We start from the raw sequence: 18,067 nt of genomic DNA on the forward strand, positions 1-18,067 counted from the left end.
CGGCCCCGCGCCTATCGCTCGGACGCCGGGATGATGTAGGGGAATACCTCCTGGCTGCGCTTGAGGTCGCCGGCCTTCAGGCCACCGGGAATGCCGGAGTTCGTCGCGAGCGAGAACATGATCTCGGCCGCGTTGTCGGCGAGCCGGCGACCGTTGAACTTCGCGAACCCGAACAGCGCCGGCGTTCCCACCACGTAGCCCAGCAGGTCGGGGACGATGCGGCCGACGAGGTTCGCGGCGTACACCTCCGGGCGGTCGGAGGTGCCCCGGCGGCGTACCACCGAAGCCACCAACTCGTAGATGGCCGAGCCGTAGTTGGCGGCGTCGTGGGCAGGGTGGGTCTCGTTGGCATGGCTCGCCGCGTCGGTGTCAGCGTCGCGGAAGAGCGGCCAGATCATCGGCAGGCCGGTGCGCCCCACCTGCCGCCAGCCGCCCGCGTCGGTGGCCAGCTTGCTGGTGCTCCACGTCGCGATCTGCCGTCCCTCGTGCAACTCCCCGGCGGCGAACGGCACCGTGAGCACGATCGAGTAGACCGTCGACCCGGCGAACGTGTCGTTGGCGACGCCGTCCACCCAATGGGTGAGGTCGGCGTCCCCGCCGTGCAGGATCGTCTGGTCGACGGCATCCAGCTGGGTCAGGTCCAGATAGAACGGATCGACGGCCTCTCCGGCCCAGACCCGGCCCCCCTCCTCCGTGGTCAGCGTCTGGCCGGTGCGTCCCCGGGCGATCACGGTCCCGTCAGCCGTGTCATCGCCTGCCGCGGCGCCGGTCAGCCGCTCTACGCTGAAGGGCTGCGTGCCGTCCTCCGCGCGGCCGAAGGCGAACCGGTAAGTGATGTCCTCCCTCGTGCGGCCGTCCAGGTGGATCTTGAACTCGTAGCGGGCCTCGGGGTGGAACGGCTCGGCATGCCCGTCCTTGGCAAGCGACGTCCGCACGTTCATGATCAGCACCGTGCTCGCGTCGGCGTCGAACACGTACTGGTCGGTGATGTTCAGCCGTGGGTCCTGCCGGGCGAGCGGGGAGTCAAGGTGGTGGGACATGACAGTTCTCCTTTTGCGTGTACGGCATGCGGGGCGATTCGAACTGGGCGGCGGGTCGGCTGCCCAGGTCACGGGTGATGGCTTACGCGCCCAGGTCGGGGCCGTAGGTGTGCTCCCAGTCGCGGCGCTCGACATTCATGTCGAAGTCGCCGGGGGCCTCGAACGTCACGTGGGTCATCTCGTGATCTGGGGTGGCGCCATGCCAGTGCCAGGCGCCGGGCGGGTTGCTGATGACGTCGCCTGCCCGCACGACGTGGACGCCGTTCTCGTCGCCGACCACGCCCACGCCCTCCACGACGACCAGGTGCTGACCACCGTGATGGACATGTGGCACGGTCCTCGCCCCCGCGCCGAAGTGCACCGCCAGCGAGTCCAAATTCGGCAGCTCGCACGGGAGATGCTGTACCCGCACGTCGTCGGGGTGGTTGAACAGCGACCTCAGTCCCTCCGGGACGGGTTCTCCCTTGGCGTCCGCGGTCGTACCGAGTGCGTCCATGGTCTTCTCCATTCGTTGCCACAGGGCTTGAGTGATGGTGCGAAGCTAACCTGCGGCCGTGCTCACGGGCTTGAGTCACGTGACTGAACCGCCACCCGCCATCAAGTCGATTTGATTCGTTTTGCCCCCTGGAACGAAGATGGAGTAGGGGCATTAGCGCTGGTGGGGAAGCTGTGACGCGGGCATTGTTCGGGCGAGAGGCCGAGATGGCGGTGCTGGACTCGCTGCTCGACCGCGCATCGGCTAAGCCCCCGACCGGCGGGGCACTGCTGGTGCGAGGAGAACCGGGAATCGGCAAGTCCGCTCTGCTGGAGGCGGCTGCCGGCCGCGCCCGCGACCGCGGCATGCACGTGCTGACCTGCGTCGGTGTCGCCGGAGAGTCGCACCTTCCGTTCGCCGGCCTGCACCAGCTGCTCTGGCCGGTGCGCCGGTACGCCGAGCGGTTGCCGTCCCGCGAAAGGGATGCTCTGCGCAACGCCCTCGGGCTCACCGATGCGCCCTACCCCGGCATCTTCCTCATCGGACTGGCGACACTGGACCTGCTCGGCGAGTGCGCCCGGCAGGCGCCGGTGCTGGTGGTAGCCGACGATGTCCAGTATCTGGACTACCCGACCTGCGAGGTGCTGGCCTTCCTGGGCACCCGGCTCGAGGCCGACCCGGTCGTCCAGGTGGCCGCATGCCGCGACGAGGAGGGCGACCCCGGCCCGATGGGCACGGGATGCCTGCCCGAGCTGAAGCTCGGGCCATTGAACGACACGTCCGCTGCCGCCCTGCTGGACGCGCACGGCCAGCTGGACCCGCTGGTCCGCCGCCGGGTGCTGGAGGAGGCGGTCGGCAACCCGCTCGCGCTGGTCGAGCTGCCTCAGGCGCTACAGAGCATCTCCGGCGAGGCCGACCTGCCCACGTGGCTACCGCTGACCGCCAGGCTGGAGAGTGCGTACGCTGCCCGTCTGACTGCTCTGCCCGAGGCGAGCCGTACGGCACTGCTGGCACTCGCGCTCGACGACGGCGAGCAGCTCGCCGAGGCGCTGGAGGCCGCGAGCCGAGCGGCGGGAGCCCCGATCTCTGCCGCCGACCTGGAACCGGCGGTGGCGGCCGGGCTCGTCGAGCTCGGCCCGGAGCGGGCGCGGTTCAGGCACCCGCTGATCCGCTCGGCGGTGAGCCAAGCGGCGGGCGCGGGCCGGCGCCAGCAGATGCACGGGGCGCTGGCCGATGTGCTGGCCGCGGCTCCCGAGCGCCGGGTCTGGCACCGGGCGGCGGCCACGGTGGGCCCGGACGACGAGGTGGCCGCCGAGCTGGAGCAGGCCGCCGCGCGAGCCCATCGTGACGGCACTGCGTCGGTGGCCGTTGCCGCGCTGTCCAGGGCGGCCGAGCTGGCGCGCCCGCCCGCGCGCAAGGGAAGCCTTCTGCTCCGCGCCGCCGAACAGGCTCACGAGCTCGGCCGGTCGCAGACCACGATGCGGCTGCTCGACGAGGCGGCATCCCTTGATCTGCATCCAGGGGATCGGATCCAGCTGCTGTGGTTCCGGGAGATCATCGCCCCGTCCAGCCGGAGCGGTAAGCCGCCGCTGGATGCCTTCGCCGAGTTGGCCGACCGGATGTGGCGCGAAGGCGGCACCGATGTGACGCTGGACGCGCTGGTCCGCCTGGCGATGCGCGCTTGGTGGTACAACCCGGACCCGGCCGCCTACCGCCGCCTGGCCGACGTGGCCGAGGCCACCGCGGCGGCCGAGGACGATCCGCGGCTGCTGAACATCCTGGCGCTGTCGGATCCGTCCGGACGTGGGGCGGTGGTCCTCGACCGCCTGCGCCGGTGCCCGCCCGGTGCGGGCGACCCGGTGCGGGATTACGTCCTCGGCCTGGCCGCGCAGGCCGTCGGCGACAGCGAGCGGGCGTTCATGTTCCACGAGGCCGCCGGCGCGGGGTTGCGGGCGCACGGCCAGCTCGGAGCACTAGGCGAGAACCTGCTCGCCCAGGCGTGGACGGCCGTCCATCTGGGTCGGCTGGAGGTCGCGGCTGCCACGGCCGACGAAGGCGGCCGGCTGCTGACCGAGACGCGCGGCCCCTTCTGGGCGACGGGCACACAGCTCGTCACGGCGATCGTGGCCGGTCGGCGCGGCCAGGCCCCCATCGCGGCCGACCTGGCCGGCCAGGCCGAGCGAGTGATCGCGAGCGCCGGAGTCCGGCACATGCTCGCCCAGGTGCAGCTCGCCAGGGGCGTCGCCGCCCTCGGTCAGGGGCGTTACGACGAGGCGTACGAGCAGCTGGCGCGCATCTTTGACCCGCTCGACTTCGTTTACCACGCACGGTTCCGGACGTGGGCCCTGGCCGACTACGCCGTCGCTGCCTGTCTCAGCGGTCATCAGGACGCCGCGCGGGCCGTGTGTGACGAGCTCAGCCGCGAGGCGGCGACCGGCGGCTCTCCGCTGTTGCGGGCGGGTCTGGCCGTCGCGGCGCCCATGGTGGCCGAGGACGACGAGGCCGAGGCGTTGTTCGGCAAGGCGCTGAGCGCCGACCTGACGGTATGGCCGCTGCATCGCGCCCGGCTCCTGTTGGCCTACGGGTCCTGGCTGCGCCGACGCCAGTACGTGGTGGAGTCCCGCACGCCGTTGCGCACCGCTCGTGATCTGTTCGATTCGCTCGGCGAGCTCGTCGGCGGCGAGCGCGCCCGTCAGGAACTGGACGCCGCGGGTGAGAACAGTGGCCAGCGTGTGCAGGGCGCGCTGGACCGGCTGTCGCCGCAGGAGTGGCAGATCGCGCGGTTGGCCGCAGACGGGCTGACCAACCGAGAGATCGGCCAGCAGCTTTACCTGTCACACCGCACCATCGGCAATCACCTATACCGAGTCTTCCCCAAGCTCGGCATCACGTCGCGGGCGGAGCTTGGCGCCGCCCTTACTGGCCGGGCCCTCGTCTCCGATTGAGTCAGGATGAGCAGCGAGCCCGACCGTTGATCACTCAGCTGAGCACGGAGGATGGCCATCGTCAGGCGAGCGTGAGGCCGGTCCGGGCGGCGGCGCGGCGCTGACCTGGGCCTTTGCGAGGTGAGCAGGTGACGGAAACGGAACCCGCGCTGTCAGTCTGGAAATCGCCTGGACCACGGCTCATAGCGGGGTTGACCTGCGGCTGGTTGCCCCTCGTTACCCTCTTCAATGGCGCGCTAACGGCACGACGGAGGGCGGCTCTGCGGACATGGACGGGCAAGCGGCAGCCGAGATCCCCAAGGGATGCCTGTCACGGTGGCGTTGTGTCGATCCCGCCCTGCCGCCGCGGTCGCTGACCTGCGCTGTTGGGGGCTGACGTCGCTGGACGCGGAAGATCATCCCGTGTATGTCCCGCGGCAGGACGCCAATAAGGCCAATGGAGTGAGGGGGAATGGGTCGGATGGGCTTGGAGGTCGAGAGTCGATCGTCCGATTCGCCGTACATCGAGCGGGTCTGGCGGAGCAGCAGCGATGAGGTCAGCCGGATGACGTCGATTGCGACAGCGCATTGGGATCTGGTCTTCTGGGAGCACCGCGGTCAGGTCAACGTGGCTGTTCAAGGGCCGGAGTCGAGGGCGAGTCCGGCCCCCGTTCCCGAAGACGCCACGTTCTTCGGGATCAGCTTCTCACTCGGCACCTCGATGCCACACCTTCCGATCGATCGGCTCGTCGACGGCTTCGCGGAGATTCCCGACGCGACGCACAGATCGTTCTGGCTGAAGGGTTCCGCCTGGCGCCTTCCCGACTACGACAATGCCGAGGCGTTCGTACGGCGGATGCTGCGTGAGGGCGTTCTGGTCTGTGATCCGATCGTGGCCGCGGTGCTTCGTGGCGTGTCGCCGGACGTGTCCGAGCGCACCGTCCAGCGGCGCTTCGTGGCGGCGACCGGGCTCACCCGCGGTGCCATCCGGCAGATCGATCGTGCCAGGCAAGCGGCGGTCCTGATCCAGGATGGCATGCCGACCCACGAAGTGATCCATCGGCTCGGATACTTCGACCAACCGCACCTGGCGCGGTCGCTGACCCGTTATATCGGCCGGACCGCCACGCAGCTGATGGATCGGGATCCGTCGGAGCCGCTGTCGCTTCTGTACAAGACCTGAGCGCTCGTTCCCACCTAACCTCCCAGTCGCAGCCATCGGGCCAGGCTTGAGTCAGGCATCTTGGAATGACGGGGAGCGCGCCGGGCCGGCAACGGGAAGGTCGTCCTCGCAAGCGGGGTCGTCATCTACTTTGCTCATCTCGTGATTGTGACCACTCCTCGTAACCCCAATGACAAAGGAGCAGAGCAATGGGCAGGATCGTCGCGAACTTCTTCATCTCGCTGGATGGCGTGACCGAGTCGCCGGACCAGTGGCACTTCCCGTACTTCGATGACGAGATGGGTGCCGCAGTCGAGGCGGGCGTGGCAAACGCGGCGGCCTTCCTGATGGGCCGGAAGCTGTACGAGGAGTGGTCCGCGTACTGGACCACGACGGACGCCGACCAGGACTTCGCCGAGTTCATCAACAACACCCCCAAGTACGTTGTGTCGAACACCTTGGAGAAGGCGGACTGGAACAACACCACCGTCATCTCCGGTGACGTCGCGGCCACGCTACGCGAGGTCAAGGAGCAGACCGACGGCGACATCCAGATGTCCGGCTCCGCGACGACCGTGCGGTGGCTTCTCGCGGACGGGCTGCTCGACGAGCTGAAGCTGCTCGTTCACCCGATCGCCGTCGGGCATGGCCGGCGGCTGTTCGAGGACACCCCGACCCACCCGCTGAAGCTGGTCAAGTCCGAAACTTTCCAGAGCGGCGTGCTCAATTTGACCTACGTTCCGGACGCCCGCTGACCTATGCCCGCACCCGGTCCGCCGGACGGTGGCACGCCGCCATGGTCTACGAACTCCTGAACCATGGCGGCCACATAGGTTCTGCTAGCTCCGTGATGACTTGGCCCGGTTTCTCGCCTGACGTCGGTTCGGACGTGAGAGGACTCGGGTCCCAGCCCTTGAAAGTCGTGGAGGAGAATCGGCGCATGAAGTCCGTTGTCGTATGCCGTCTCACCGGTGAGGACTGGAAGATCTGGCGTGAAGTCCGCCTGGCCGCGCTTGCTGATTCGCCGGGCATCTTCCATGGCGACGTTCACGAGGAAAAGGCATACAGCGAAGAACAGTGGCGCGTGTGGACTGAGGACGGTGTCAAGGCCGTCGCGTTCCAGGAAGGCGCACCCGTAGGGGTAGCAGCAGGACGAGTGGATGCCAAGCGTTCCGGGGCGGTAGAGCTGTTTGGTATGTGGGTACACCCCCACCTTCGCGGGGCCAGGGTAGCCGAGCGGCTCGCACATGACGTGGTGACCTGGGCGCAGGAAAGTGGGAGCTCTGTGGTGGAGCTGTGGGTCATCGCCGGTAATGATCCGGCTGAGCGCTTATACCGACGGATCGGGTTCGAGGCTACGGGGCAATACGAGGTCCACCCGACCGATCCCAACGTACGTAAGTACGTCATGGCCCAGAGGATTGCGGATCGGTAATCCTGCGCGGCACTGTGGTCGGTGGCTGTGTTCGACTACTACGTGGCCGAGTGGGATTGGCGGCTCGAGCGGGCGAAGGGCCGCGAGGCGGCGCGGAGCGCCGCCGCTTACGCCGCGACCGTGCGGGTACGGGCGGCCTCCGTTGAGCGCTCGACGGGGGAGCTGCCGCGCGGGAAGGGGCGCAAGCGGCGGCCAGGTTGGGTGAGGTGCTGCTGAAGCACCTCGACAGCGGGGAACCGGTCCTGCGGGAGCTCTTTCCGCAGGTGCCCGATGCCGAGCTCCTGCGCCTGCGGGCGGCCATCGTCGCCGGAGCCCCCCGATCCGGGCCGGATCTGGTCATGGGGTTGCTCCACGACCCGGTTCCCGCGCCCGGAGCCGAACGCCTGATGAGCAACTTCCCCGCGCCCGTCCGGTGGATCCGACCGTTACTGCTCAAGCGCTACCGAACCCAGAAGTCCGCACTGGGCCAGTGATGCCACCGCCGCGCTGCGGTGGCACGGCCCCGGCCCGCGGTGATCGTCGACCCGATGAAGTTGGAGCCGGAGGAATTCCAGCGAACCCTGTTCACGCTGCGACGCCTGACCGTCATCGTCACCTCTCACAGTCGCGCCACGGAGTGATGGCGCCCGCTCCGGGTAGAGGCGGGACCGCCGCGGAACAGGCCGCACGTCCCATCTGTTACATCGCGCCAAATTCAACCATCCACGTTTACCTTGCACACAATTAACTTTGTCGCTAGTGTTCCTGTCGTAGTCCTCGGGAGCCACCCCCGAGCCCCCCGAGCCGGCTCCTCGAGTCGCTCGCCTCCTAAGGAGAGTCACCATGAACGGGAAGTCCTCGGCCCGCCCCTTCCGCACTCGCACCGCCCGTATCGGCGCCCTGGCCGCCGCCGCCGTGCTGGCCGCCACGCTTCCCACGGGTGCCGCCCAGGCCGCGCAGCCTCGGTCCGATGGCAAGCCCACGATCGTGCTGGAACATGGCGCCTTCGCCGACACCTCGAGCTGGAATGGCGTGATCGAGCGTCTACGGCGCGATGGCTATCGGGTCGTCGCCGCGGCCAACCCGCTGCGCGGCCCCGAAGGCGACGCCGCCTACCTGCGTAGCATCGTGGACCACGTCCAGGGCCCCGTCGTGCTCGCCGGCCACTCCTACGGCGGCTCCGTCATCAGCAAGGCCGCCGACCGGAACCCGAAGGTCAAGGCGCTTGTCTACATCGCCGCATTCATTCCCGAAGTCGGCGAGAGCGCGACGGAGCTTACGGGGAAATTCCCGGGCAGCACTCTGGCTTCCACGATCGACCCTGTGCCCTACAGCCTTCCCGATGGTGAGACCGGCACCGACCTGTACATCAAGCAGGACAAGTATCGCCAGCAGTTCGCCGCCGACGTCCCGGCGTCCGTCGCTGCCGTCGCGGCCGCCGGCCAGCGTCCCATCGCCGCCGCGGCGCTGGAGGAGAAGGCCACCGGGGCCGCCTGGAAGACCATCCCCTCCTGGACGCTGATCGCCTTGCAGGACCTGAACATCCCGCCCGAGGCGCAGCGCTTCATGGCCAAGCGCGCGCACTCCCACACCGTTGAGGTCAAGGCGTCCCACGCCGTCCCCGTCTCGCGCCCGGACGCCGTGACCCGCCTTATCGAGCAGGCCGCGAAGGCCACCGCGAAGTAAGGCGCCCGGCGAGGCGCCCACGCCGCCGGGGCCTCCGTCACCCAGGCCCTCGCATTCATTCACACCGCACTGTCCGCCTGACCCTCTGGAGGGAAACCATGACCCCCGTACCCGGTACCGCAGAGCCGACCGTCGTCCTGGTCCACGGCGCGTTCGCCGAGTCCGCGAGCTGGAACGGCGTCATACGCCGCCTGCACGCCGCCGGCATCCCGGCCATCGCCGCCGCCAACCCCATCCGCAGCCTCTCCGGCGACGCCGCCTTCGTGTCGGCCATCCTCGCCAGCCTGGAAGGGCCCATCGTCCTAGTCGGCCACTCTTACGGCGGCGCCGTCATATCCAACGCCGCCCTGGACAACGACCAGGTCAAAGCCCTGGTGTTCGTCGCCGCCTTCGCCCCCGAGGAGGGGGAGAGCATCGGCGAGCTGTCCGGCCGCTACCCCGGCTCCACGCTCGGCGACACGCTCACCACCGTGGCGCTGCCCGACGGCACCACCGACCTGTACATCCGCCAGGACAAGTACCACCAGCAGTTCGCCGCCGACGTCGCCCCCGAGCAGGCCGCCCTGGACGCCGTCACCCAGCGGCCGCTCAACGACACCGCGCTCAACGAGGGCTCGGGCCGGCCGGCGTGGACGTCTATCCCGTCCTGGTTCGTCATCCCCGAACTGGACTACAACATCCCGCCGCAGGCGCAGCGCTTCATGGCCGAGCGGGCCGGGTCCAGGGAAACTGTGGAGGTCCCGGGAGCCTCGCACGCTGTCCCGGTTTCCCATCCCGACACGATCGCCGAGATCATCCTCAAGGCCGTCAAGCACGTGCAGTGACGCTCAGCGCGAACTCATGCTGATTACGCTGGGCGGCGCGATAACACCTTGGGGAAGCTCACCGGCGAGCCCTGACTGAGCGAGATCCGAAAGGATCGGGCACGTAGCGGGGGGCCGAAAGATCGACGAGTCTTCAACAATCAAGGCCCAGGTCGGGAGCATGTCGCTGACCTGGGCCTTTCGTGTGGAGCGGGGTGACGGGAATTAAGCCCGATCAGCTTGGGAAGACTTGCGAGATCGCGTTATGCGAGCTCGGGAAACACTCTCCTGGGCCTACGGCGGTCGAGTCACCGTAACTCCCCCTGGGTCCCGCTGATCGCCGAGCGAACGGGCACGCAACGGGCATGTCTGTCTTCTGCGGCCCTCAGCCGTACCAAGCAACTTGAATGATCTCCACCAGACGCCGGCACTCGACGATCAGGTGGGTAGCCATGCCTGATCCGCCGGCACCGAACGTCTGGGTCCGCATCGGGATGTCGGGCCGGCCTGCCTCGGGTGCTCGTGGGTGCGCGGCAGCGTCGTCAACGCCGACGGAATTCACCGAGCTCTTGCCCGACGTTGTCGTCCATCGAAGCCATGCGGTCAACCGATCTGTGCGGTCGAGGGCCTTCCGGGCGGCCTCAGATGAGATCCGCCGGAATCTCAGGTTCTTGCCAAGAAGCATCCCTATCGTCCTGCGGGCCACGTTCGCTCACACGAAAGGGTTCACCCATGCGGCGACGCACCCTCATCCCCGCTGTCCTGGGCGCGACTCTGATCGGCGCGACGCTGATCAGTGCCTCTCCCGCCTCCGCCACGACCAGCGGCACCTGTGAAAAGGCCGCCTGGATCGGCGAGGTTCAGGGCAGACCGACCGGCCTCGGTCCCGGCTCCCGCAGCGGCGACTACTTCTGGCACGACAGCTACGGCTTCCACCTGCGCGTCACCCAGAAGCACAGCAAGGCCCAGTCCTACTCGGGCACGATCACCTCGAATACCCCGATTGTCGGCTTCCAGTGGGTCAAGCTGGAGAAGCAGGACAAGATCGCACTGTCGGCCGACAAGCTCACGATCACCTTCGCGCTGGTGAACCACGGCCTGATCGACGGCTTCGACTTCAAGACCTCCTGCGCCGACAGCCTCACGGTCTCCGACCTGAAGATCAACGGCAACGCGCAGCCGACGGGCAAGGTCTACCTGGGCAAGCACCGCCAGCACCCGGCCTCAATCCCGTTCACGGTGCACCGTAAGGCCTAATATGCCGGCTCCGGCCGTGATCCCCGTACGATGTCGGGCCACGGCCGGAGGAGGAAGCAGATGGGCGCACACCGGATTCTGGTGGTGGACGACGACCCGGCCATCCTGCGGGTGCTGCGGCGCGGGCTCACCCTGGAGGGTTTCGCCGTGGAGGCCGCCGACAGTGGCCATGCCGCACTGGAGATCGCCGATCGGGTCGACGCCATCGTCCTGGACGTCTCGATGTCCGGCATGTCGGGCATCGAGGTGTGCGCCGAACTGCGCCGTCGCGGTTCCGAGGTGCCGATCCTGATGTTGTCGGCACTGGACGAGGTGGCCGACCGTGTGGCCGGTCTGACGGCCGGGGCCGACGACTACATGGTCAAGCCCTTCGACCTGACCGAACTGGGGCTCCGGCTGCGGGCTCTGCTGCGCAGGTCCGGTGCCACGACCGCGGGAGCCCCCGGCTCGGCCGTCCGTGTCGGCGACCTGGTCCTGGACACGGCCGGCCGCGACGCCGTCCTCGGCGGCAGGCCGCTGGCTCTGACCAGGCGCGAGTTCGATCTGCTCGAGGTGCTGGTCAGGAACGCCGGCATCGTCCTGTCGCGCGAGGTCCTACTTGAACGTGTCTGGGGCTACGACTTCGCGGTCACCCACAACGCGGTCGAGACGTTCGTCGGCTACCTGCGTCGCAAACTGGAGGCCGCCGGCGAGCCGCGCAGGCTGGAGACAGTCAGGGGAGTGGGCTACGTCTTGCGGGGCCGTCCGTCATGAGGCTGTCGACCCGGTTCGCTTTGTACCTGGCCGTCATGGTCCCGCTGCTCGTCGGCCTGTCGGGCCTGCTGATCATCCGCCTGTCGATCAACGACCTGTACGCCGAACGCGACCTGCGGCTGGCCCAGCGCATGCAGTCCCTCAAATCCCTCGCCCTGACGTATGCCCGGCGCGAGGCCGCCCCCGCGGGCACGAGCCGCGCGGCGAGGATGCGCGTCACGTCGACGGCCACCGGCCAGACGACGGAGGGCGTCTACGTGGCCCCTGCCGAGGGCGACCCGCTGATCACGGGCACCGTCCCGGCGTCCCTGCCCACGCCGGCGCCCGGCCCCGCGACCTCGCCGGACGGCGCCTGGCGCTACGCGAGCACCGCCCTGGGGGTCAACGGCAGATGGGGGCGCCTCTGGGTCTTCGAGCAGGAGGCCCCACTGACCGGCCAGATCTCCCGCCTCTACCGCCAGCACCTGATCGTGACGCTGATCGCCCTGGCGGTCGGCGCGACGACGGGCCTGGCCCTCGGCCGTTTCGCGCTGCGCCCGCTTATGCGTCTGACGAAGGACGCGGCGGCCGTGGACGTACGTGCTGGGGAAGGTCGCCTGACCCGCGACTCGCGTGTGCCGGAGATCGACGAGCTGGCGGGCCTGGTGAACGGCATCCTGGACCGCCGCGACGAGGCCGTCCACCGCACCGCCGAGGCCCTGGAAACGGCCCGCGCCTTCGCCGCGACCGCCGCCCACGAACTGCGCACCCCGTTGACGAGCATGGGTGCCAACATTGCCCTGCTGAGCTATCCCAACCTGCCGCCGGAGGACCGCGGGGAGGTCATCCGCGACCTGGCCAGCGAACAGGCCCGCGTGGAACGCCTGATCACGATGCTGAGGCAGCTGGCCAGGGGCGAACTGATGGAACCCGACTCCCTGAAGGAGGTCGACCTGGCGGGCCTGAGCGGAGTGGCCGTACACGAGGCCACCCGCCGCCACCCCCACGCGCGGATCGTCGCCCACCTCCCCGACCAGGCGATCGTCCGCGGCTGGGCCGAGGGCCTGCGCGTGATCGTCGACAACCTCCTGGACAACGCGGCCGTCCACGGTGTGGGCCGGCTGGGCACCGTCCGCATCGACCTGACGGTGAAGGTGGAGGGCACCTTCGCCCTCCTGCAAGTGGCCGACGACGGCCCCGGCATGCCCTTGGAGCTCCACCAGGAGGCCTTCAACCGCTTCAGCCGCCGGGCCGGCAGCCCTGGATCGGGCCTGGGCCTGACCTTGATCCACCAGCAGGTCGTCCTGCACGGTGGCAAGGTGGAGATCGAACCCCAGTCCAAGTCCCGCCCAGGAACGGGTTTGTCGGTAGTGGTCCAACTTCCCATCTCCTGGCGTCCGGACGGCCCCAGCGACGGCTTGTCCTGGTTGTCGGCGCACCAGAAACTCTAAGATCTTCCGCGTACTCCGATAGCCGGAACGCCGCCAGCACGGACAACTACGCACGTGTTGCGCAGCCCGCGCTCATAGTCGTGGCGGGTGCGCTCCGCGATTCCGGACTTGCTCGCGATGAAGGCCAGCGCGTAGTCGGCGAACAGTGGCGTGCGCGGTGTCTCCGTCGCAGGGACGGGTTCCGGCCACTGGTGGGCGGAAGCCTCGACCGCGTGCTTGAAGGCGATCGCTTCGCCGTAGGCATGGAAGGTCCGCGACTGCGGGCGGCCGTGCCGGCCGCCGCCGAGCCGCCACCAGATCCGGTAGCTTGGGGCGCCGCTCTTGCGGACGCACACCTCGATGGACGCCATGTCCGGCCGCGTTTCCACAGCCGCGATTCCTGACGCCTGGCAGCGCACCAACGTGCACCCACAGGTGCACCCAGAGAACGAGGCCTGCCCCACAATTCGATCAAGGAAAGGCCAGGTCGGGGGCCGTGCAAGCGTGGAGCGGGCGACGGGAATCGAACCCGCGCTGTCAGCTTGGGAACCATCTACTGATCTTGGTCCTCTGACCTGGGAAATCAGGGATGCAGATCAGGCCGGTCGAGTGACCGTGAGTATCCATGAATGACCCCGGCCGCCAACCTGTTCTGGCACGCATCTGGCACGCGACAAGGCCCTGGCCTCTTCCTCATCGTGATCACGCCAGTCGCCGCCCACGACTTGCAGCACCCCGTTGTAGCGCATGAAAGCCGGAGGCAGAGTGACCCTCATGATCGAGATCGACGGGCCTTCCTGGTCCATTCCAGCCGGATCTTGTAGATCGTCGCTCGGAGTCAGGAGTGAGTACGCTCCCGGGTGGCTACGGATCATGGAATGGCGGAGCAGGTCTCGGAGTCGCAGTTCCCGCCGAGGCGGGTAGCTGGTCCAGGGCGTGGCTGGTACCGAGGTGACTGCCATGTGCATTCGGTTTACTCGACCGACGGAGAGCTGACGCCGGAGCAGCTTGCGACCGGTGCCCGTGCGGCGGGGGCTTGACTTCATCGCGACCACCGAGCACAACACCGCCGATGCGAACGGCGCCTGGGGTTTCGCTCGCCAGCGACGATTTGCTAGTGATCCTTGGCCAAGAGGTCACCAGCCAGACCGGGCACTGGCTGGCGCTTGGCATCCATCCGGGACAGGTGGTCGACTGGCGGTATCGCGTACGCGACGACGTGATAGATCAGCATCTGGATCAGGTACATCAAGCCGGTGGGCTATGCGTAGCGGCCCACCCGCACGCGCCGTACCCCTCTGGCGTCTTCATGTACCCATACCAGGGGTTTGACGTAGTGGAGGTGTGGAACGGGCTGTGGACCTCCAGCGAGCCGTGGAACGCAGACAATGAGGCGGCGCTGGCGGAATGGGGTCGCAGCCTGGCCTGCGACATCCACAGTGGACAGTGGCGGCCGGCGATGGGCAACAGCGACACCCACCTGGAGGGCCAGATCGGCACGCCGCACACCGTCGTGCTAGCCGAGGAGCTGAGTAGTGACGCAGCCCTCGCCGGCATTCGTGCCGGCCACACCTGGATCGCCGAATCGGCCACGATTGAGCTATCGCTCAAGATCTCTGCTGGTGATCGCAGTGCCGACATCGGGGAGCGGCTGGAGACCTGCAGTGGATCGGCAGTGGTACGGGTGGACGTGCGTGGTGTGCCATCCGGCACTGTCAACTTTCACACCGTTCGGGTAAGGTGCACCGCGAATCGTTGCCCAGCGATGGATCAGGTGTCTTGGAGTGGCGCACCAACGCGGAGGAATCGGCGTTCGTCCGCGTCGAGGTACCCCATCCCAGAGGTCACATGGCGGCGCTCACCAACCCCATCATCCTGGCCTGAAATCTGCGATGCCGGCGCGCTGATCGCTGCCCCAATGCGCCCTGCTGGGCGGTCGGCGTTCCGGGGCTGCACTTCCATGATCTCTGTCACGGTGAAACATGACTGCGGCGGTTCGGGAGCCGGGCTCAAGGACCTCATGGCGCGGATGGAGCACGACAACGTCCGAGCAGCGATGATCTATCAGCACGCCGTACGCGGCGCCGACAGGGCGATCACCGAAGCGATCACCGACGCGATCGCCGACGCGATCGACAAGCAGCTCCAAGCGCGGGACGCCGGCGAGGCCGATGAGGGTAACCACAGAGCTAACGAGTTGGTGCGCGATAGTAGCGAGGCGCGCAGGCGGTTATCCGGTTGGCTCTGGCTGGAGATCGAGATCGTGGCGTGACGGCTCTTGGGGGCTGCGATGCGAGGATGGAGGGATGGTCAGTTTTACTTCATATGACGGGACCGTGCTCGTCTGTCATGAGCGGGGAGAAGGGCCGGCGCTGGTCTGCTTGCCGGGCGGCCCGGGGCGGTCCTCGCGATACTTGGGAGATCTCGGCGGTCTAGCGACTCAGCGTCGGCTCTTCTTGCTGGACAATCGAGGAACCGGCGAATCTGCGGCGCCACTTGATCCAGACACGTATGCGATGGACCGCATGGTCGCGGATGTCGAGGCGCTGCGTGTGCGTCTGGGGTTCGAGCGGATGGACTTGCTCGGGCATTCGGCGGCTGGAGGGCTGGCGTTGCTGTATGCGGCCCGGTATCCCGAACGGATAGGGCACCTGGTTTTGGTCACACCGAGCGTGCACCCGGTGGGGATCGAGATAACCGATGAGCAGTGGTACGCCCAGATCGAGCGCCGAGCTGATGAGAGCTGGTACGAGAGCAGACTGCCAGACCTCAAGGCGTGGGACGCGGGCGATGAGAGCCGGCGCCTGAGGGCCCAGCCATTCTTCTACAGTCCTTGGAACGAGACCGCCGAAGCGCACGCCACACGGTTTGCCGAACGCTCGGTCGAGGCGGCGAAGCGCTTCCACACCAACATGCCCGCTGCCGAGAAGACCCGAGCGAGCCTAGCGAAGGTCACCACGCCGGTCTTGGTGATCGCGGGAGAGCAGGATCCAGGACCATTGCCCGCGCACGCGGCCGAGCTAGCCGGGATCTTCCCGCGCGGGACCAGCATCGTGCTGCCTGGGGCTCACTACCCTTGGGTCACCGCTCCGAAAACCTTCGCCGAGGCAGTCGAGGGATTCCTCAACAGCTAACAACTCGACCGTCACCCGGGCTGTCCATGAGATCCGGCCGTTGCTGGAGCAGCGAGGATTCGCTGTACCTGGTCGCCCGGACGTCGGGTTGCACACGTTGACGGACGTGTTCATTGACTCCGGCTATCAGGGACTGGCCCGTGGATGCAACACCCGAGGAGATCACGGCGTAGGAGGCTGCGCGCAAGGGCCCAGTCCTCACAGCGGATCTGCGTCGAGCACGCCATCGCCGAACCCAAGCAGTGGAGAACCCAGCAGCGTTGGATCGGCCGTCGCGAGAACTACGCCCCCACCGCCGCGCCGTCGCCGGCCTCGTCTCCGACCGCTGCGCTATGCGGTAAAAGTCACCGGCCGGACCGCCCAGACAAACACGCCCCCACCTCATTCGCGCAGTCGTAATGGCCCGCTAATGGCCCGCGATGATCGAAGAGTCCTACAAAAGATCAAGGCCCCGGGTCGGGATTCTTGTCCTGACCTGGGCCTTTGAGGTTAGAGCGGGTGACGGGAATCGAACCCGCGCTGTCAGCTTGGGAATTGCATCGATCACTCGGTGTAGGGCGGCTGACCTGCGGTTGAGGCGGGTCATGAGTGACCGTGATTGCCCCCTCGTCACCCTGGCTAATTGCACGGCGATCTACGGTGCCCTGCGAGGAACGAGGCCCCAGATCGGCGATTGTTCTCAACTTGTCGTAGCTCACTGACATCATCGAATCCGCTGACGCAATCGAGGAGGACGCATGGGAAGAGTACTCCTGGAAATGACCATGTCGCTGGACGGCTTCACCGCGGCGCCGAATGTCGACGTCGACCAACCCCTGGGTGAGGACGGTGAGCGTCTGCACGGCTGGCTCGGCCTTGGTGGCAACCCGGTAAGCGAGATCGACCGCGAGATCTCCGCTGAGATGTTCGCGGAGACGGGAGCGTTCATCCTCGGCAGACGGACCTTCGACGTGGGTGAAGGCCCGTGGGGAGACGACGGCGCCTTCGGCATGCCGTGCTTCGTTCTCACCAGCCGGACCCGGGAGAAGCTGGTCAAGGGCCCCACAACCTTCACCTTCGTCACCGACGGCGTCGAAAGCGCCCTCAAGCAGGCCAGGGCGGCAGCGGGTAACAAGGACGTCGTCGTGATGGGCGGGGCGGAGGTTGCCCGGCAGTATCTCAGGGCCGGGCTCGTCGACGAGGTGCGCATCCACCTGGTGCCGATGCTTCTCGGCGCGGGCACTCGACTCTTCGACGGAGGCCGTGTCGAGCTGGAGCAGACGAGGGTGGTCGAGTCGCCGGCCGCCACCCACCTGACGTTTCGGGTTGCACGGTCCGCGATTTCGTGAGCAGTGGTCGATGCCGGCGACGGAGGGCAAGCCCGTCTGTGACTGTTGACATCCAATCACCGAGGAGGCGACCGGCTGTACCGCTCTTAATGGCCCGGCACCACTAACGGCCCGGTGATCGAGAGGGAACCACGGGCGGACACGCGCTCACCCGTGTGCCGCTGCTCCCCCTTCCCCCGCTAGCTGCCTTCTCCGGGACTGCAGGCGGGTTCTGTCAAGGACGGCTTTGCGTGTACATGAGCCGGTCACCTTCCACACGAAGTGGTTGCCCTGCCCGCACAGCCGTCCCTGACGGGTTCGTCTCGTCAAGAAGGTTGGACTCGCCGGTGAGCTTAGTTGACGCGAGCAATGGAACAGGGAAGGTGCAGGCCCTTCTATGACGCGGAGACGGCAGCCGACCTTGGCGATACAACATGGACTGGTGGGAGCTTTGGGCGTTCGACCCGGATGTTCGCCGCGGATCTGAACCCCAGGCGAGGGACCCAGACGGACGTCGGCGGGGCAGTGTCCTGCTGGTCGCTCTGATAGCTGGCATGGCCGGCGGGGTGGAGCCCTTCCGCGGATGTTGCTGGTTGTGGTGAGTGTCGTATCGCTGGCCATCGCGACAAGGGCGAGGGTGGCCGTCCGGACTTAGGTGGGAGCGGTGGCGGCGTGCCAGCAGCGGAGATGTGAGCCCTGGATG

At 67.7% G+C, this 18,067-nt stretch carries 18 protein-coding genes; 14 read left to right on the top strand and 4 right to left on the bottom strand.

The window, feature by feature from the left end; translation table 11 throughout:
* Positions 1 to 11: 11 nt before the first annotated feature.
* Positions 12 to 1,040: a DUF4331 domain-containing protein gene (locus N5079_RS30140; protein WP_261587552.1), complete on the bottom strand. Its 1,029-nt coding sequence runs from the start codon at positions 1,038 to 1,040 to the stop codon at positions 12 to 14.
* Between the two features lie 82 nt (positions 1,041 to 1,122).
* The gene (locus N5079_RS30145) at positions 1,123 to 1,536 is read right to left on the bottom strand and encodes a cupin domain-containing protein (RefSeq protein WP_261587553.1); all 414 of its coding nucleotides are present in this window, start codon (positions 1,534 to 1,536) and stop codon (positions 1,123 to 1,125) included.
* Between the two features lie 173 nt (positions 1,537 to 1,709).
* Here N5079_RS30145 and N5079_RS30150 point away from each other — a divergent pair, with 173 nt between their 5' ends.
* From N5079_RS30150 to N5079_RS30185, 8 genes are all read left to right on the top strand, one after another.
* Positions 1,710 to 4,460, top strand: a complete 2,751-nt coding sequence (locus tag N5079_RS30150; protein WP_261587554.1) for an ATP-binding protein — start codon at positions 1,710 to 1,712, stop codon at positions 4,458 to 4,460.
* Positions 4,461 to 5,004: 544 nt separating this feature from the next.
* A complete protein-coding gene (locus tag N5079_RS30155) occupies positions 5,005 to 5,622 on the top strand; it encodes a helix-turn-helix domain-containing protein (RefSeq protein ID WP_261587555.1) in 618 nt (205 codons plus the stop codon).
* A 188-nt stretch (positions 5,623 to 5,810) separates the two neighbouring features.
* The gene (locus N5079_RS30160) at positions 5,811 to 6,356 is read left to right on the top strand and encodes a dihydrofolate reductase family protein (protein ID WP_261587556.1); all 546 of its coding nucleotides are present in this window, start codon (positions 5,811 to 5,813) and stop codon (positions 6,354 to 6,356) included.
* 185 nt (positions 6,357 to 6,541) lie between these two features.
* A complete protein-coding gene (locus N5079_RS30165) occupies positions 6,542 to 7,036 on the top strand; it encodes a GNAT family N-acetyltransferase (protein WP_261587557.1) in 495 nt (164 codons plus the stop codon).
* 21 nt (positions 7,037 to 7,057) lie between these two features.
* A complete protein-coding gene (locus N5079_RS30170) occupies positions 7,058 to 7,252 on the top strand; it encodes a hypothetical protein (RefSeq protein ID WP_261587558.1) in 195 nt (64 codons plus the stop codon).
* Positions 7,243 to 7,509 (top strand): hypothetical protein, encoded by a 267-nt coding sequence (locus tag N5079_RS30175; protein WP_261587559.1) that lies wholly within the window; start codon positions 7,243 to 7,245, stop codon positions 7,507 to 7,509. Before N5079_RS30170 ends, N5079_RS30175 begins: the two co-directional genes overlap by 10 nt.
* A 349-nt stretch (positions 7,510 to 7,858) precedes the next feature.
* The gene (locus tag N5079_RS30180) at positions 7,859 to 8,701 is read left to right on the top strand and encodes an alpha/beta fold hydrolase (RefSeq protein ID WP_261587560.1); all 843 of its coding nucleotides are present in this window, start codon (positions 7,859 to 7,861) and stop codon (positions 8,699 to 8,701) included.
* A gap of 98 nt (positions 8,702 to 8,799) precedes the next feature.
* A complete protein-coding gene (locus N5079_RS30185) occupies positions 8,800 to 9,525 on the top strand; it encodes an alpha/beta fold hydrolase (RefSeq protein WP_261587561.1) in 726 nt (241 codons plus the stop codon).
* Positions 9,526 to 9,889: 364 nt separating this feature from the next.
* Here N5079_RS30185 and N5079_RS30190 read toward each other — a convergent pair whose 3' ends face one another.
* Positions 9,890 to 10,189 (bottom strand): hypothetical protein, encoded by a 300-nt coding sequence (locus N5079_RS30190; protein WP_261587562.1) that lies wholly within the window; start codon positions 10,187 to 10,189, stop codon positions 9,890 to 9,892.
* Between the two features lie 47 nt (positions 10,190 to 10,236).
* On the opposite strand from N5079_RS30190, the gene N5079_RS30195 reads away from it, so the two are divergent.
* From N5079_RS30195 to N5079_RS30205, 3 genes are read left to right on the top strand one after another with little or no spacing between them, the layout of a single operon-like run.
* On the top strand, positions 10,237 to 10,761 hold the full coding sequence (locus N5079_RS30195; protein WP_261587563.1) for a hypothetical protein: 525 nt from the start codon (positions 10,237 to 10,239) through the stop codon (positions 10,759 to 10,761).
* Between the two features lie 60 nt (positions 10,762 to 10,821).
* A complete protein-coding gene (locus N5079_RS30200) occupies positions 10,822 to 11,514 on the top strand; it encodes a response regulator transcription factor (protein WP_261587564.1) in 693 nt (230 codons plus the stop codon).
* A complete protein-coding gene (locus N5079_RS30205) occupies positions 11,511 to 12,944 on the top strand; it encodes a sensor histidine kinase (RefSeq protein ID WP_261587565.1) in 1,434 nt (477 codons plus the stop codon). Before N5079_RS30200 ends, N5079_RS30205 begins: the two co-directional genes overlap by 4 nt.
* Here N5079_RS30205 and N5079_RS30210 read toward each other — a convergent pair.
* Positions 12,941 to 13,312: a hypothetical protein gene (locus N5079_RS30210; protein ID WP_261587566.1), complete on the bottom strand. Its 372-nt coding sequence runs from the start codon at positions 13,310 to 13,312 to the stop codon at positions 12,941 to 12,943. The two genes, N5079_RS30205 and N5079_RS30210, sit on opposite strands and share 4 nt — an antisense overlap.
* Positions 13,313 to 13,995: 683 nt before the next feature.
* Between N5079_RS30210 and N5079_RS30215 the strand changes: the two genes are divergently transcribed.
* The 3 genes from N5079_RS30215 to N5079_RS30225 all read left to right on the top strand — a co-directional run bounded on the left by N5079_RS30215 (position 13,996) and on the right by N5079_RS30225 (position 17,385).
* Positions 13,996 to 15,195 carry a CehA/McbA family metallohydrolase gene (locus N5079_RS30215; protein WP_261587567.1) on the top strand — a complete coding sequence of 400 codons (1,200 nt, stop codon included), beginning with the start codon at positions 13,996 to 13,998 and terminating at the stop codon, positions 15,193 to 15,195.
* 34 nt (positions 15,196 to 15,229) lie between these two features.
* Positions 15,230 to 16,057: an alpha/beta fold hydrolase gene (locus N5079_RS30220; protein ID WP_261587568.1), complete on the top strand. Its 828-nt coding sequence runs from the start codon at positions 15,230 to 15,232 to the stop codon at positions 16,055 to 16,057.
* A gap of 737 nt (positions 16,058 to 16,794) precedes the next feature.
* A complete protein-coding gene (locus N5079_RS30225; RefSeq protein WP_261587569.1) occupies positions 16,795 to 17,385 on the top strand; it encodes a dihydrofolate reductase family protein in 591 nt (196 codons plus the stop codon).
* Positions 17,386 to 18,067: the final 682 nt, after the last annotated feature.

It is taken from the genome of Planotetraspora sp. A-T 1434 (assembly GCF_025420585.1).
Taxonomy (GTDB): domain Bacteria; phylum Actinomycetota; class Actinomycetes; order Streptosporangiales; family Streptosporangiaceae; genus JAOEGB01.